This is a genomic window from Mycobacterium sp. NTMscope_MAC_269, from assembly GCF_976985695.1.
In genome coordinates this window covers 958,898-972,058 of record NZ_OZ335668.1, presented here as the reverse complement: position 1 = coordinate 972,058, position 13,161 = coordinate 958,898, and the positions used below count along the sequence as shown (strand labels likewise).

15 protein-coding genes and 1 pseudogene are annotated in these 13,161 nt (G+C 67.4%); 10 read left to right on the top strand and 6 right to left on the bottom strand.

What is annotated here, in order from left to right:
- Positions 1 to 105: 105 nt before the first annotated feature.
- The 4 genes from ACZ50Z_RS04950 to ypfJ all read left to right on the top strand — a co-directional run bounded on the left by ACZ50Z_RS04950 (position 106) and on the right by ypfJ (position 3,419).
- Complete coding sequence (locus ACZ50Z_RS04950; protein ID WP_464482532.1) at positions 106 to 1,047, top strand: alpha/beta hydrolase; 942 nt, start codon at positions 106 to 108, stop codon at positions 1,045 to 1,047.
- A gap of 89 nt (positions 1,048 to 1,136) precedes the next feature.
- Positions 1,137 to 2,024: an oxidoreductase gene (locus ACZ50Z_RS04945; protein WP_464486091.1), complete on the top strand. Its 888-nt coding sequence runs from the start codon at positions 1,137 to 1,139 to the stop codon at positions 2,022 to 2,024.
- Between the two features lie 9 nt (positions 2,025 to 2,033).
- A complete protein-coding gene (locus ACZ50Z_RS04940; RefSeq protein ID WP_464482531.1) occupies positions 2,034 to 2,531 on the top strand; it encodes an SRPBCC family protein in 498 nt (165 codons plus the stop codon).
- A gap of 9 nt (positions 2,532 to 2,540) precedes the next feature.
- On the top strand, positions 2,541 to 3,419 hold the full coding sequence (gene ypfJ, locus ACZ50Z_RS04935) for a KPN_02809 family neutral zinc metallopeptidase (protein ID WP_464482530.1): 879 nt from the start codon (positions 2,541 to 2,543) through the stop codon (positions 3,417 to 3,419).
- A gap of 53 nt (positions 3,420 to 3,472) precedes the next feature.
- On the opposite strand, the gene ACZ50Z_RS04930 is transcribed toward ypfJ, so the two are convergent.
- Together ACZ50Z_RS04930 and ACZ50Z_RS04925 are read right to left on the bottom strand one after the other, a co-directional pair.
- A complete protein-coding gene (locus ACZ50Z_RS04930; protein WP_464482529.1) occupies positions 3,473 to 4,357 on the bottom strand; it encodes a dihydrodipicolinate synthase family protein in 885 nt (294 codons plus the stop codon).
- 36 nt (positions 4,358 to 4,393) lie between these two features.
- A complete protein-coding gene (locus ACZ50Z_RS04925; protein ID WP_464482528.1) occupies positions 4,394 to 5,191 on the bottom strand; it encodes an aldolase in 798 nt (265 codons plus the stop codon).
- Between the two features lie 77 nt (positions 5,192 to 5,268).
- Here ACZ50Z_RS04925 and ACZ50Z_RS04920 point away from each other — a divergent pair, with 77 nt between their 5' ends.
- Positions 5,269 to 5,793, top strand: coding sequence for a helix-turn-helix domain-containing protein (locus ACZ50Z_RS04920; protein WP_464482527.1), 525 nt, complete (start codon positions 5,269 to 5,271; stop codon positions 5,791 to 5,793).
- Here the strand turns inward: ACZ50Z_RS04920 and ACZ50Z_RS04915 are convergent.
- Positions 5,768 to 6,211, bottom strand: a complete 444-nt coding sequence (locus tag ACZ50Z_RS04915; protein WP_464482526.1) for a hypothetical protein — start codon at positions 6,209 to 6,211, stop codon at positions 5,768 to 5,770. The genes ACZ50Z_RS04920 and ACZ50Z_RS04915 overlap by 26 nt on opposite strands.
- Positions 6,212 to 6,312: 101 nt before the next feature.
- Here ACZ50Z_RS04915 and ACZ50Z_RS04910 point away from each other — a divergent pair, with 101 nt between their 5' ends.
- A complete protein-coding gene (locus ACZ50Z_RS04910) occupies positions 6,313 to 7,896 on the top strand; it encodes a purple acid phosphatase family protein (protein ID WP_464482525.1) in 1,584 nt (527 codons plus the stop codon).
- Between the two features lies 1 nt (position 7,897).
- On the opposite strand, the gene ACZ50Z_RS04905 is transcribed toward ACZ50Z_RS04910, so the two are convergent.
- Positions 7,898 to 8,923 carry an Rv2578c family radical SAM protein gene (locus ACZ50Z_RS04905; RefSeq protein ID WP_464482524.1) on the bottom strand — a complete coding sequence of 342 codons (1,026 nt, stop codon included), beginning with the start codon at positions 8,921 to 8,923 and terminating at the stop codon, positions 7,898 to 7,900.
- 161 nt (positions 8,924 to 9,084) lie between these two features.
- Here ACZ50Z_RS04905 and ACZ50Z_RS04900 point away from each other — a divergent pair, with 161 nt between their 5' ends.
- The 3 genes from ACZ50Z_RS04900 to ACZ50Z_RS04890 all read left to right on the top strand — a co-directional run bounded on the left by ACZ50Z_RS04900 (position 9,085) and on the right by ACZ50Z_RS04890 (position 10,197).
- Positions 9,085 to 9,384 carry a hypothetical protein gene (locus tag ACZ50Z_RS04900; protein WP_464482523.1) on the top strand — a complete coding sequence of 100 codons (300 nt, stop codon included), beginning with the start codon at positions 9,085 to 9,087 and terminating at the stop codon, positions 9,382 to 9,384.
- Positions 9,385 to 9,452: 68 nt separating this feature from the next.
- Entirely contained in the window at positions 9,453 to 9,947 is a 495-nt protein-coding gene (locus tag ACZ50Z_RS04895) for an SRPBCC family protein (RefSeq protein ID WP_464482522.1), read from the top strand.
- Between the two features lie 25 nt (positions 9,948 to 9,972).
- Complete coding sequence (locus ACZ50Z_RS04890; protein WP_464482521.1) at positions 9,973 to 10,197, top strand: deoxyribodipyrimidine photolyase; 225 nt, start codon at positions 9,973 to 9,975, stop codon at positions 10,195 to 10,197.
- A gap of 29 nt (positions 10,198 to 10,226) precedes the next feature.
- On the opposite strand, the gene ACZ50Z_RS04885 is transcribed toward ACZ50Z_RS04890, so the two are convergent.
- Entirely contained in the window at positions 10,227 to 10,571 is a 345-nt protein-coding gene (locus ACZ50Z_RS04885; RefSeq protein WP_464482520.1) for a hypothetical protein, read from the bottom strand.
- A gap of 179 nt (positions 10,572 to 10,750) precedes the next feature.
- Here ACZ50Z_RS04885 and ACZ50Z_RS04880 point away from each other — a divergent pair, with 179 nt between their 5' ends.
- On the top strand, positions 10,751 to 11,983 hold the full coding sequence (locus ACZ50Z_RS04880) for an IS256 family transposase (RefSeq protein WP_464486090.1): 1,233 nt from the start codon (positions 10,751 to 10,753) through the stop codon (positions 11,981 to 11,983).
- A 55-nt stretch (positions 11,984 to 12,038) separates the two neighbouring features.
- Here ACZ50Z_RS04880 and ACZ50Z_RS04875 read toward each other — a convergent pair.
- Positions 12,039 to 13,145: pseudogene (locus ACZ50Z_RS04875) on the bottom strand (HNH endonuclease signature motif containing protein); the annotation flags it as partial.
- Positions 13,146 to 13,161 lie beyond the last annotated feature (16 nt).

Here is a 13,161-nt window from a genome sequence, read left to right as displayed (position 1 = left end):
CGCCGTGGGGACCACGGGCAGCGACACCGCGCCGATCTAGCCAGATTCCGGCGCCGGGGGCAGGATTACTGACCGACGTTGCCGCTGACGGCTTCAGGAGTGCACATGACCACCTATGCGTTCGACCCGGAAATCGCCGCGGTCGTTCCACTCCTACCCGACCTCCCGGGCGCCGATCCGTTGGCCATCCGGGCGGCGCTGTCGGAGATGATCGCCGCGCTTCCGCCACCGGACACCACCGGAGTGCAGATCGAGGACCGTCGAATCCCCGGCCGCGATGGCGATCCGGCGGTACCGATCCGCATTTACCGGCCCGAGCAGCGCAGCGCTCCCGCCGCGGTCTACAACGTGCACGGCGGCGGATTCGTCGCCGGCGACCTCGACACCGAGCACGCCTCCAACGTCAAGATTGCCCGCGAGCTGGGCGTCGTCGTGGTATCGGTCGACTACCGGCTCGCACCGGAAACCCCGTTCCCGGGTGGGCTGGAGGACGTCTACGCCGGGTTGGTCTGGACGGCGGCGCACGCCGACGAATTGGGCATCGACCCCCGGCGCATCGCCATTCAGGGCACCAGCGCCGGCGGCGGGCTGTGCGCGGCGCTCGCGCTGTTGGCCCGTGACCGTGGCGGCCCGCACATCGCCTTCCAGTTTCTTTCCGTGCCGGAACTGGACGACCGGCTGATCACGCCGAGCATGACCGCGTTCACCGATACCCCGCTGTGGAGTCGGCCCCGAGCGGTACTGAGCTGGGACTGCTACCTCGGACCCGGTCGCGCCGGCACCGACGACGTCCCGATCTACGCCGCGCCGGCCCGCGCCACCGACTTGGCGGGCCTACCGCCGGCCTACGTCTCCGTCATGCACTTCGACCCGCTCCGCGACGAGGGCATCGCCTATGCGCTGGCCATGCTCGCGGCGGGGGGGAGCGTCGAATTGCATTTGTTCCCCGGGACTTTCCACGGCTCGATGTTGATTCAGGATGCGGCGATCTCCCAGCGCGAGCAGGCCGAGACGATCGCGGTACTGCGCCAGGCGTTAGCGCTGTAGCGCCAGGCGATCACAGCGCCCGCAGTCACCGCCCGCACAGCCACGGGCCGCGTCGGCGTCGGGCACCGTCGATCGGTACGTTCGGGTGTATCGCCACAAAAATCGCACTCGTCGGTCCGGGCGCGGTCGGTACGACGGTCGCCGCGCTGTTGTCCCGGGCCGGACATTCGGTCGTGGTGTGCGGCCGCTCGCCGCGCGAGCGCATCGAACTGCGGCCCGACGGCGCCGAGCCGATCGTCGTCCCCGGTCCGGTGCACACCGACCCCGACGACGTTTCCGGCCCGGTCGACGTCGTGCTGCTGGCCGTCAAGGCCACCCAGAACGACGCGGCGGCCGACTGGCTGGCCCGCCTGTGCGATGTCCACACCATCGTCGTGGTGCTGCAAAACGGTGTCGAGCAGGTCGAGCAGGTGCAGCCGCACTGCCCGCACTCCCCCGTCCTCCCCGGCATCGTCTGGTATTCGGCCGAAACCCGGCCTGAAGGCTGGGTGCGGCTGCGCGGCGAGGCGGCCCTGGTGCTGCCGAGCGGGCCCTCGGCCGAGACGGTCGCCGAACTGCTGCGCGGCGCCGGCTGCCGGGTGGACTGCGACCCCGACATCATCACCGCGACCTGGCGCAAGCTGCTCACCAACGCGCTGGCCGGGTTCATGGCGCTGTCGCGACGGCGGTCGGGGATGTTTCGCCGCGACGACGTGGCCGCGCTGTCGCGCCGCTATGTGGCCGAATGCCTGGCCGTCGCGCGGGCCGAGGGCGCCCGGCTGCCCGACGGGATCGTCGACGAGCTGGCCGACATGTTCCGCAACGTCGACGAGGACATGAGCACGTCGATCCTCACCGACGCGGAAAACCGGCGGCCGATGGAATGGGATGTCCGCAACGGCGTGATCATCCGCAAGGCCCGCACCCATGGCCTGGCCACACCGATCAGCGACGTCGTGGTGCCGTTGTTGGCCGCGGCCAGCGACGGCCCCGGCTAGATTACTTTCATGTTCCCCTGCGAGCGCGTCGACGTGAACTTCGTCAACACGGCGCCATTTGCTTTCCGCAACAGCGTCGACCTGGCCATCACCCCCGAGCAGCTGTTCGAGGTGCTCTCCGACGCGGGATCCTGGCCGCGGTGGGCGAAGGTGATCACCAAGGTGACCTGGACCAGCCCGGAGCCGCGTGGCGTCGGCACCACCCGCGTCGTCGAGATGCGCGGCGGCATCGTGGGCAACGAAGAATTCCTTGCGTGGGAACCCTTCACGCACATGGCATTTCGCTTCAATGAATGCTCGACCAAATCCGTGGCGGCCTTCGCCGAGGACTACCGGGTCGAGGTCATCCCGGGCGGCTGCCGGCTGACGTGGACCATGGCGCAGAAGCCGGCCGGCCCGGCGAAGCTGGCGATGGTCGTGGTCGGGCCGCTGCTGAACCTGGCCCTGCGCCGCTACCTGCGCAACCTGCGCAGCTACACCGACTCCCTTGCGACCCGGCAACCTTAGGAGCGTGTCATGACCTTCAACGAGGGCATGCAGATCGACACCAGCAACGCGTCGTCGTCCGGCGGCGGCGGGATGGGGATGGCCGTCGGGGGCGGCGGGCTCGGGCTGATCATCCTGCTCGGGGCGCTGTTCCTGGGCGTCGACCCCGGTCGGGTGATGAACCAGCCACAGACCAACACCGGCGGCTACTCCGCCCCCGGCTTCGACCTGAGCCAGTGCAAGACCGGCGCCGACGCCAACAAGTACGTGCAGTGCCGCGTGGTCGCCACCGGCAACTCCGTGGACGCGGTGTGGCATCAGCTGATGCCGGGATACACGCGACCCCACGTGCGCCTGTTCAGCGACCAGGTGAGCACCGGCTGCGGACCGGCCACCACCGACGTCGGGCCGTTCTACTGCCCGGTGGACCAGACGGCCTACTTCGACACCAGCTTCTTTCAGGACGTGCTGGTCAAGCAGCTCCATTCCAGCAACGGCGCTTTCGCACAGGAATACGTCGTCGCCCACGAATACGGTCATCACGTGCAACAGCTACAGGGCACTTTGGGCCGATCCCAGCAGGGAGCCAAGGGCGCCGGCGGCAACGGCGTACGCACCGAGCTGCAGGCCGACTGCTACGCCGGCATCTGGGCGCACTACGCCGCCACGGTCAACCAGAAGGACGGCACGCCGTTCCTGAATCCGTTGACCGACGACGACATTCGCGACGCGCTGTCGGCCGCCGCGTCGGTCGGCGACGACCGCATCCAGAAACAGGCGACCGGGCATGTCAACCGGGAAAGCTGGACGCACGGCTCGGCCGAGCAGCGGCAGCATTGGTTCACCGTCGGCTATCAGACCGGTGATCCAAAGCAGTGCGACACCTTCTCGGCACCCGACTTGGGTTAGCCCTACGACGATGCAGCCCGCGCAGCGGGGTGAGCGGGAGTAGGGCAATCGGGTTAGGCCCCAAGCAGTTTCCGTAGCTCGGCGCGGCCCTCCTCGTCGAGCGGGAGCAGCGGCGCGCGCGGGTCCCCGACCGGGAAATCGAGCAGTTCCAGACCGGCCTTCACCGTGGTGGCCAGCCCACCCGCGACGATGAACTGCAGCAGCGGCTTGAGATCGTCGTAGAGCTTCTGCGCCGTGTCGAGGTCGTTCGCACGGACCGCCTCGTACAGGTCGATGCACGGCTGTGGCCGCAAACACGGTGCGGCCGTGCACCATCCGGAGGCCCCGGCCTTCAGCGCGTCGAGCACCAGCGGGTTGCTGCCGTTGTAGAAGGGCAGCCGGTTACCGGACAGTTCGGCGATGCGCTGCATCCGGGTCAGGTCGCCGGTGGACTCCTTGACCATGGTGACGTTGTCGATCGATTCGAACATGCGTACCAGCAGCTCGGGCGGCATGTCGACGCCGCTGGTTGCCGGGTTGTTGTAGGCCATGATCGGGATCGAGATGGCATCGCTGATGCTCCGATAGTGCTGGAAGATCTCCCGCTCGGTCAGCTTCCAGTAGGACACCGGCAGGATCATCACCGCATCGGCCCCGGCCTGCTGCGCATACGTGGCGCGCCGAATGGTCTTGGCGGTAGTCACATCCGAGACGCCCACGACCACCGGCACCCGGCCCGCGACGGTGGCGATGGTGGTGTCGACGACGGTGTCGAATTCGGGTTCGTCGAGGTAGGCCAGTTCGCCGGTGCTGCCCAGTGGCGCGATCGCGTGAACATCAGCGGACACCAGCCGGTCGACCAGCGCCGCAAGGCGTTTCGTATCGATGCCGTCCCCGGTGAACGGGGTCACCGGGTACGCGATGATGCCGTGGATCTTGGGCTCAGACGGTTGCGCCACAGGTGGACTCCTCGAATTCGGTTGGCGGATAACGGATTAGCTGGTCAACACATCCGGATGCCGGGCCAGGGCCCGGCGCGCGTAGTAGGCGAAGTTGGCGCGGCTGCGCTGCGGTGACAGCGTCCAGTCGTGGGCCTCGCGCGCCAGTTCTTCGGGTAGCTCCTTGACGGCGCCGGCAGCCATCGCGGCCAGCTGCAGTTTGGCGGCGCGCTCGATGAGAATTCCCAACGAGCACGCCTCCTCGATGCTGGCGCCGGCGATGACGTGGCCATGGTGGGCCAGCAGGACCGCCTTCTTGTCACCGAGGGCGGCGGAGATGATCTCGCCCTCTTCGTTGCCGACCGGCACGCCGGGCCACTTTTCCAGAAACGCGCAGTCTCCGTAGAGGGGCGTGGTGTCCATGTGCGACACGATCAACGGGACCTCCAGCATCGACAGCGCCGCCACGTGGAAGGCGTGCGTGTGCACGATGCATTGCACATCGGGGCGCGCACGATAGATCCAACTGTGAAAACGGTTGGCGGGGTTGGCCATTCCATCGCCATCAAGGACATTGAGGTCCTCGTCGACCAGGAGCAGGTTGGCATCGGTGATCTCGTCGAACCCCAGACCGAGGCGCTGGGTGTAGTAGGTGCCGTCGGCCTCGGCGCGGGCGGTGATCTGCCCGGCCAGCCCGGAGTCATGCCCGGCGTCGAACAGGGCGCGGCACGTCAGGGCGAGCTTTTGGCGGGTGGTCAGCGACGAATCGGCGACGTCTTGGGATTGAAAGGCCGTCAACTGCTCGGCGGCCCGGCGCATCAAGTCGGATTTCGAATCGGTGAACGTGCTGGCCATAACGAAGCTCCCTCGGCGCGAACGTGTGACACAATGGTATCACTATAGGAAACTTTGTGTCATGAGAGGGGCGGCGCGTGACGGCACTGCTGCGTGCGGTCCGCAAGCAACGCGGCCTCACCCTGGAGGCCCTGGCCCAGCAGACCGGCCTGACCAAGAGCTACCTGTCCAAGATCGAACGCCGACGCAGCACGCCGTCGATCGCGGTCGCCCTCAAGGTCGCCAAGGCCTTGGACGTCGACGTCGGCCGCCTGTTCTCCGACGAGGCGGCGCACGAGAAAATCACCGTCGAACGTGCCGCCACCGCCGAGCGCGAGCGCTACCGGGTGCTGGCCTCGTCGCTACTGGGAAAGTCGATGTCGCCGTTCGTGGTTCGCCCGACGGAGAAGCTGGCCGACGACCCCCATCCCGAGCACGCGGGCCAGGAATTCATGTTCGTGCACACCGGGACCGTCGAACTCGACTACGGGGATCAGACGTTCACGCTCGGGCCCGGCGACAGCGCCTATTTCGACGCCTCGATCAGCCACACGGTGCGGACCGTCGGCGCCGAGCCCGCCGAGGTCGTCGTCGTGGCTACCAGGGACGCGTCGAGCAGGTGACGCCGGTGGTAGCGCTCTGGGTCACCACGACCTGGCCGTCCACCGCGATCTGGCACTGAATCTGCGGCGTGTTCGACGAGTCGCAGTCCGGCCAGTGGCATCCGCCGCTGGCGTTGACGAACGCCCACTGGTTGGGGTCCGCCAGCGTCGCGTTGTAGACGAGCGGCTGGTTGGCGGCGAACGCCGTCGGCACGGTGGTCAGGAACTGTGACGAGTTCGAGTTGAAGGCCGCCTGGCTGGGCGGATCGCTGTTCATGTACCTGACGTTGCCGGTCAGGTTGCCGGTAGCGGTGATCGTGTACGTCACCTGGTGGCCGGTGGGATCCGCGTGGGAGATCGCGGGCGTCGCAGTCATCGCGGCGGCCGCGGCAAACGTCGCCGCCGCGATCCCCGTGGTCACAATTCGCACGTTCGTCATATCTCAAACGCTACCGAATCCGTTACCGCCGTACCCGGGAAACGGCTTCTACCACGCGGGGCGTTCACCTTCAGGTTGCCCGGCTGCGGTATGAAGCAGGAGTGAGCAACGATTCGGAACCGGCCGGCATCAGCCGCCGGCGGTTACTCACATCGACTGCGGCCTCCGCGGTTCTCGGCGGCGTCGGGGTCGGCGGCGCCGCGCTGCTGTGGTCACAGTCGGCAAGCTCCCGCGGGCCCGCGGCCTGGCTCCAGCCCGACCGCCACGGCGCGTCGCCGGTCGGCGGCCTGCACCTGCAATTCGGCAAGGACGCCGCCACCGAGGTGGTGGTGTCCTGGCACACCACCGACGCCGTCCGCAACCCACGCGTCATGCTCGGCACGCCGACATCGGGGTTCGGCCGCACCGTGGCCGCCGAGACCCGCACCTATAGGGACGCCAAGTCCAACACCGAAGTTCGCGTCAACCACGCCCGGCTGACCAACCTGACCCCGGACGCCGACTATGTGTACGCCGCAGTGCACGACGGCGCCGAGCCGGAACAGGGAACCGTGCGAACGGCGCCGAAGGGGCGAAAACCCTTGCGTTTCACCAGCTTCGGCGATCAGTCCACCCCGGCGCTGGCCAGGATGCCCGACGGCCGCTATGCCACCGACAACATCGGCTCGCCGGCGGCCGCCGACACCACCATGGCCATCGAGCGCCTCGGCCCGCTGTTCAACCTGGTCAACGGCGACCTGTGCTATGCCAACCTGGCCCAGAACCGGATCCGCACCTGGTCGAACTGGTTCGACAACAACACCCGCTCGGCGCGCCACCGGCCCTGGATGCCGGCGGCCGGCAACCACGAGAACGAACTGGGAAACGGGCCGATCGGCTACGGCGCCTACCAGACCTACTTCGCGGTGCCCGATTCCGCGTCCAGCCCCGAGACCCGCGGCCTGTGGTATTCGTTCACCGCCGGTTCGGTGCGGGTGATCAGCCTCGCCAACGACGATGTGGCCTACCAGGACGGCGGCAACTCCTACGTGCACGGCTACTCCGGCGGAGAGCAAAAACGCTGGCTGACAAGCGAACTCGCCGCGGCCCGGCAGGAACCGGATATCGACTGGGTGGTCGTGTGCATGCACCAGACGGCGATCTCCACCGCCGACAAGACCAACGGCGCCGACCTGGGCATCCGGGAGGAATGGCTGCCGCTGTTCGACCGGTATCAGGTCGATCTGGTGGTGTGCGGCCACGAACACCACTACGAGCGCTCGCACCCGCTGCGGGGCGCGCTCGGGAGCGACACCCGAACGCCGATTCCCGTCGACACCCGAGGCGATCTCATCGACACGACCCGGGGAACGGTGCACCTGGTCATCGGCGGCGGTGGCACCTCGGCGCCGAGCAACGCGATGTTCTTTGCCGAACCCCGGTGCCGGGTGGTCACCGGGGTGGGGGCGTTCGACCCCGGGCTCCGGCGCAAGGCGCCGATCTACGTCCTCGAGGACGCACCGTGGTCGGCGTTCCGCGACCGCGACAACCCCTACGGTTTCGTGGCTTTCGACGTCGATCCGGGCCGGCCCGGCGGCAATACCTCGATCAAGGCGACGCATTACGCGGTGCGGGGCCCGCTGGGCGACATGGTCGTGATCGACGAATTCACGCTGACCAAGCCGCGCGGTGACAAGCCGCGCTAACTCAAAACAACGTCTGCTGAACGGGTTGCGGCGCCGCGGCCGACACCGCCTGGGAGAACGGGCGGTGATCGCCGGCCAGCCGGTACTTGGCAATCAGCGGGGCGGCCCGCTGTCGCAACATGTCGCGATAACCCTGCGGCAGGTAGGCGCCCCGCCGGTACAGCTCGCGGTAGCGGCCGACCAGTTCGGGATGTGAACGCGCCAGCCACGACATGAACCAGCCGCGGGTCGAGCTGCGCAGGTGCAGGCCGAACACCGTCGCACTGCCGGCGCCGGCCGCCGCGATCTGGCCGAGCAGCCCGTCGAGATGCTCGACGGAATCGGTGAGATACGGCAGCACCGGCGCGACCATCACGTGGCAGTCCAGCCCGGCGGCGCGGATCGCGGCGATCAGGCCGAGTCGCGCCTGTGGCGTGGGTGTGCCGGGCTCGACGTCGCGGTGCAGCGCGGCGTCCCCGACCGCCAGCGACACGGCGACCGACACCGGGACGTGCGCCGCGGCGTCGGCGATCAGCGGCAGGTCGCGGCGCAGCAGTGTGCCCTTGGTCAGGATCGAGAGCGGGGTACCCGATTCGGCCAGGGCGCCGAGGATGCCGGGCATCAAGGCGTAGCGGCCCTCGGCCCGCTGATAGGGATCGGTGTTGGTGCCCAGGGCGACGGTCTCGCGCTGCCACGACGGCCGGCGCAGCTCGCGGCGCAGCACCTCGACGACGTTGGTCTTGACGACGACCTGGGTGTCAAAGTCGTTGCCGCAGTCCAACTCCAGGTATTCGTGGGTGGGCCGGGCGAAGCAGTACCGGCAGGCGTGCGAGCAGCCGCGGTAGCCGTTGACCGTAAAGCGAAACGGTAGGGCCGCCGCGTTGGGCACCTTGTTCAGCGCCGACTTGCACAGCACCTCGTGAAAGGTGATTCCCTCGAACTGCGGAGACCGCACGCTGCGGACGAAGCCGATACGTTGCAGCCCCGGCAGGGCCCCGTCCTCCACCGGCTGCCCGTTGACCGCGACGGCCTGATTTGCCCACCGCATCCCGTTATTCGAACATCCGTTCGAGGCGGAGTCAAGTGCCGCGCCGCCGCGGGGGGCTTGGCGCGTCCTCCGCACCCGTCGTGCGCCCGCGACGCCAGGCTTGTGCGCCGTAGCAAACCAGTTTATTTTCGGTTAACCGATGCGAAGGCGGGTGTGCAGGCATGCGTTTGATCCATGTTGCGGCGGCTGTTGGCATTTCCGTCGTTGTGTTGATGGGGGCGTCGCCGGCTCGCGCGGAGACAGGCGTCGTTGGTTACGCACAGTGCGTCGGAGGTGACACGAAGCCCCCGCCGCCGGGGGTGAGCGCAGACGTGTGGTTCCCCAGCGTCCATGTGATTGACCACGACATCATTTCGGGTGTGCCGGCCGCCGAAGTGGTTCAGAGGTTGGTGAACATGGGAGTCAAGCCCGAGGACGCCACTCGACGCGTGCAGTGCTATCTGGTCAACTCCCCGCATTAGCCCCGATACCTCGGCTGGATCCGAGGCTAAGCTTCGGATCATCGCCCCTCCGTTAGCCACGAGGACCTATGACCGAACGTATCGAGACTTCCCGCACCATCGCCGCACCGGCTCCGGACATCTTCGCCGTGCTGTGCGACCCGCAGGGCCACGTGGCGATCGACTCGTCCGGGATGCTCCAAGATGCCGACGGCAATCCGGTGCGCGGCGTGGGCGACAGCTTCGTCGTGCACATGGACCGCGAGTCGTTGAATGACTTTCCGCAACTGGGCAAATACGACGTCACCGTCGACATCAGGCAGTTCGAACAGGACCGCCTGATCGCGTGGACGGTGCTCGGCCAGATCCAGCCGCCGATCGGCCATGTGTACGGCTATGCGCTCGCGCCGACCGAAGACGGATCGGCCACCGTGGTCACCTCGTTCTACGACTGGTCGGACATCGATCCCAAGTGGCGGGACGCCGGGATTTTTCCGATCCTGTCGGAGGGCGCACTGCGCGCGACGCTGGGAATTCTCGACCGCACCGTCCGCCGCGGCTATCCGCGCGGAATTGTCCTGTAAGTGCCACGGCGAGAAAGGATTCGACATGTTGCATTCGGTGGTTCTGGCGAGTGCGGACCCCGTCGCCGCCGGCTTCATTCTCCGTGGCATCAAAGGGATTTTCGTCGCGATCGGCAGCATCATCGCCGCAATAGTTTGCGGCGTCATCGCCATGATGAAGGGCCGCAATCCCCTGGGATGGGGAATCCTTGGGCTGTTCTTCTCGATCCTCACGTTGATCGTGGTGATCATCATTCCCAGCAAGAAATGACCCGGGCCGCGCCGTCTGACGCCGGCGCGTTAGAACGGCGGCGGTTCCCCATCCCCCACGGCGTGGGTTGACTCGGAATACCAAACGTACGAAGGCTTTTCGACCTGGCGCGCCATTCGGTTGTGTTTGCGTTCTGTGGCGATGCGGGTGGCGCGGTCGTGGGCGCGGGTGCGGCGGCGTTGGGGCATCATCGCGGTGCGATCCCCACACCGCTCAGCGGCCGCGGGCGCAACAACCTCGCGGGTGGGTGCGCACAGGCTGGGGAACAGCAGGGCGCTGCCCGGGAAGGTGACGTAGGTGCGCGCGGCCGGTGAGGTCCAGATCAGCGTGCCATCGGGTAGCTGCTGGTCGCGCCAGCCCCAAAACGTTTTCACCAAATGATGCGTGCGGCATAAGCATTTGAGGTTCGAGGCCTGGGTGGGCCCGCCGGGGGCGTGTCTCATTGACTGTGTAAGTGGTTGGGCCTGAATGGTGGTCAGGCATGCTGGCCACCGGACAGGAGTGAATCGCTTTGTCTCGATCGGATCCATCGCGCGATGAGGCTGCCAAGCAGTTGGCGCAGGTGCTGCCCCCGGCGGCACTTGATGCCTTGCTTGCCGACGCCGAGGCCTCCGGCATGCCTATCGACGGCCCTGATGGGCTGTTGTCCCAGATCACCAAGAGTGTTCTCGAACGCGCCCTCGATGTCGAGATCGCCGATCACCTTGGCTATGAGCACGGCGATCCGGCCGGCAATGGCTCGGGCAATTCGCGCAATGGCCACGGACGCAAGACCGTGCTGACCACCGCCGGCCCGGTGGATCTGGAAGTGCCTCGCGACCGCAATGGCACCTTCGATCCGGTCATTGTGCCTAAGCGCAAACGCCGGCTCGGCCAGGTCGAGGACATGATCTTGTCGCTCTACGCGCGCGGCATGAGCACCCGTGACATCACCGAGCACCTGGCCGAGGTCTATGGCGCCAGTGTCTCAGCGGCCACGGTCTCGCGGGTCACCGAGGTGGTGGCCGACGAGATCGCCGCCTGGCAGTCCCGGCCGGTCGATCCGGTCTATCCGATCCTCTACATCGACGCGATCCGGCTCAAGATCCGCGATGGCGGCGTGGTGGCCAACAAGGCCGCCCACGTGGTGATCGGGGTCGATGTCGAGGGCATCAAGCAGGTCTTGGGGGTGTGGATTCAGCAGACCGAAGGGGCGAAGTTCTGGCACGGCGTGCTCACCGAGCTGCGCAATCGGGGGTGCCGGGATGCGTTGTTCGTCTGCTGTGACGGGCTGACCGGGCTGCCGGAATCGATCGCCGCCGTCTGGCCCCAGGCGGTCATCCAAACCTGTGTCGTGCACTTGTTGCGGGCCAGCATGCGCTACGCCTCCTATACCGACCGCAAGAAGATGGCCGCCGCGCTGCGCCCGATCTACACCGCAGCCACCGAACAGGCCGCTGCGGTCGCCCTGGAGCAGTTTCGGTCTGAATGGAAGACCAAATCCCCGGGGGCGGTCGCGGTCTGGGACCGGGCCTGGGCGGAGTTCGTGCCGTTTTTGGCCTTCCCCGTCGAGATCCGCAAGATCATCTACACCACCAACGCCATCGAATCGCTGAACTACCAGCTGCGCAAAGTCACCAAGGCCCGCGGCTCATTCCCGTCTGACGCCGCGGCGATGAAACTGCTGTATCTGGCCATCCGCAACATCAACCAGAAACGAGGATCAGCCCAAGGACAAGGAACCTACCGCTGGACCGAAGCGCTCAATGCTTTCGCGATCCAATTCCCCGACCGACTCCCACTATGACAACCCACTAAACACCAACGGCCACAACTACTTACACAGTTATCTTGACAAGCCCCCCGCCGGCGGCATACGGGATCGTATGGTCCACATCGCAGTCGGTGGCCGGTCGATCACACCCGGGCCAGCGACACGTCAGATCCCGACACCGCACGAAATCAGCCAGCGCCCTCGACGGCACATACCGGTGCTCGGCGGGGGCATCACCGGGGTGGATCAGCGCCACCAGGCGCGCCGAGGCCGCCAACTCGGCGATGAGTTCGGGTGGGATCAACCCCTCAGCGCCAAACTCGTAGCCGTGGGTCGAACCGGCGCCATCGAGGCCGGTCTGGCCGGCGATCACATGGATCACCACCGGCCCCGCCGCCCGGCCCCCGGCCGCACAATCGGCGCGCCCGCACCGGCAGCCGAGGCGGTCGGCGCCGGCGGCCAACGCGCCCAGCGCATCGGCGCGGCGCTGCTCGCGGGTGCGCGGGTCGTGCGCACACACCGTGGCCGCCAACGCATCCAAGCGGCGGTCCAGCGCGTGGGCATCCGGGCTGGCCAGCGTGCCCTCCAAATGGGCCAGGCCCTCGCCCATGTCGGCGAACCACACCTCCCGACCGGCGATGCGCTCGGTGCGACGGCGCACCGCATCGGCGTCGGCTTTGGCGACCACCTTGTCGACCTGGGCGGCCAGCCGGGTCTGACTCAACGACGGCCACCGGCCCACCGAGGCCGCCAACTGCGCATCCACCGCCGCCAACACCTGCAGGTCATCGATCAAATCCGTGCGGAACACGATCGTCTGAAACACCCGCAAGTCGATATCCCCGGCGCCAAACACCGCCCCCACCTCGGGTAGCCGCTCCCGCAAAGCCCGGGCATAACGCACCCGACTCGCGGCCAACCCCGGGCCGATCCGCAACTCGGCGGCCACCTCCGCAGCCACCGCCGCCTCGGTATCGACCGCCCACGCCTCGGTCTCCGCACACCGGGACAACCGATAGGCAAACAACTCCCCGATCGCCACCAACTGCGCCGCCGCCGCCCGATTCTCCACCCGCCCCACCACACCGATGCAGTCCAGCAGCGCCGCCGACTCCGGCGTCGCCGACGGATGACAGCGCTCGATGAGCTCATCAAGGGCCGCGATCCCCGCAAGCCGCCCCGCTTCATCGAACATACGTTCGACAATGCCA

Coding starts and splice junctions, on each gene's coding strand:
- ACZ50Z_RS04950 (WP_464482532.1), top strand. CDS start 106: ATGACCACCTATGCGTTCGACCCGGAAATCGCCGCGGTCGTTCCACTC.
- ACZ50Z_RS04940 (WP_464482531.1), top strand. CDS start 2,034: ATGTTCCCCTGCGAGCGCGTCGACGTGAACTTCGTCAACACGGCGCCA.
- ypfJ (WP_464482530.1), top strand. CDS start 2,541: ATGACCTTCAACGAGGGCATGCAGATCGACACCAGCAACGCGTCGTCG.
- ACZ50Z_RS04925 (WP_464482528.1), bottom strand. CDS start 5,191: ATGGCCAGCACGTTCACCGATTCGAAATCCGACTTGATGCGCCGGGCC.
- ACZ50Z_RS04915 (WP_464482526.1), bottom strand. CDS start 6,211: ATGACGAACGTGCGAATTGTGACCACGGGGATCGCGGCGGCGACGTTT.
- ACZ50Z_RS04905 (WP_464482524.1), bottom strand. CDS start 8,923: ATGCGGTGGGCAAATCAGGCCGTCGCGGTCAACGGGCAGCCGGTGGAG.
- ACZ50Z_RS04900 (WP_464482523.1), top strand. CDS start 9,085: ATGCGTTTGATCCATGTTGCGGCGGCTGTTGGCATTTCCGTCGTTGTG.
- ACZ50Z_RS04895 (WP_464482522.1), top strand. CDS start 9,453: ATGACCGAACGTATCGAGACTTCCCGCACCATCGCCGCACCGGCTCCG.
- ACZ50Z_RS04890 (WP_464482521.1), top strand. CDS start 9,973: ATGTTGCATTCGGTGGTTCTGGCGAGTGCGGACCCCGTCGCCGCCGGC.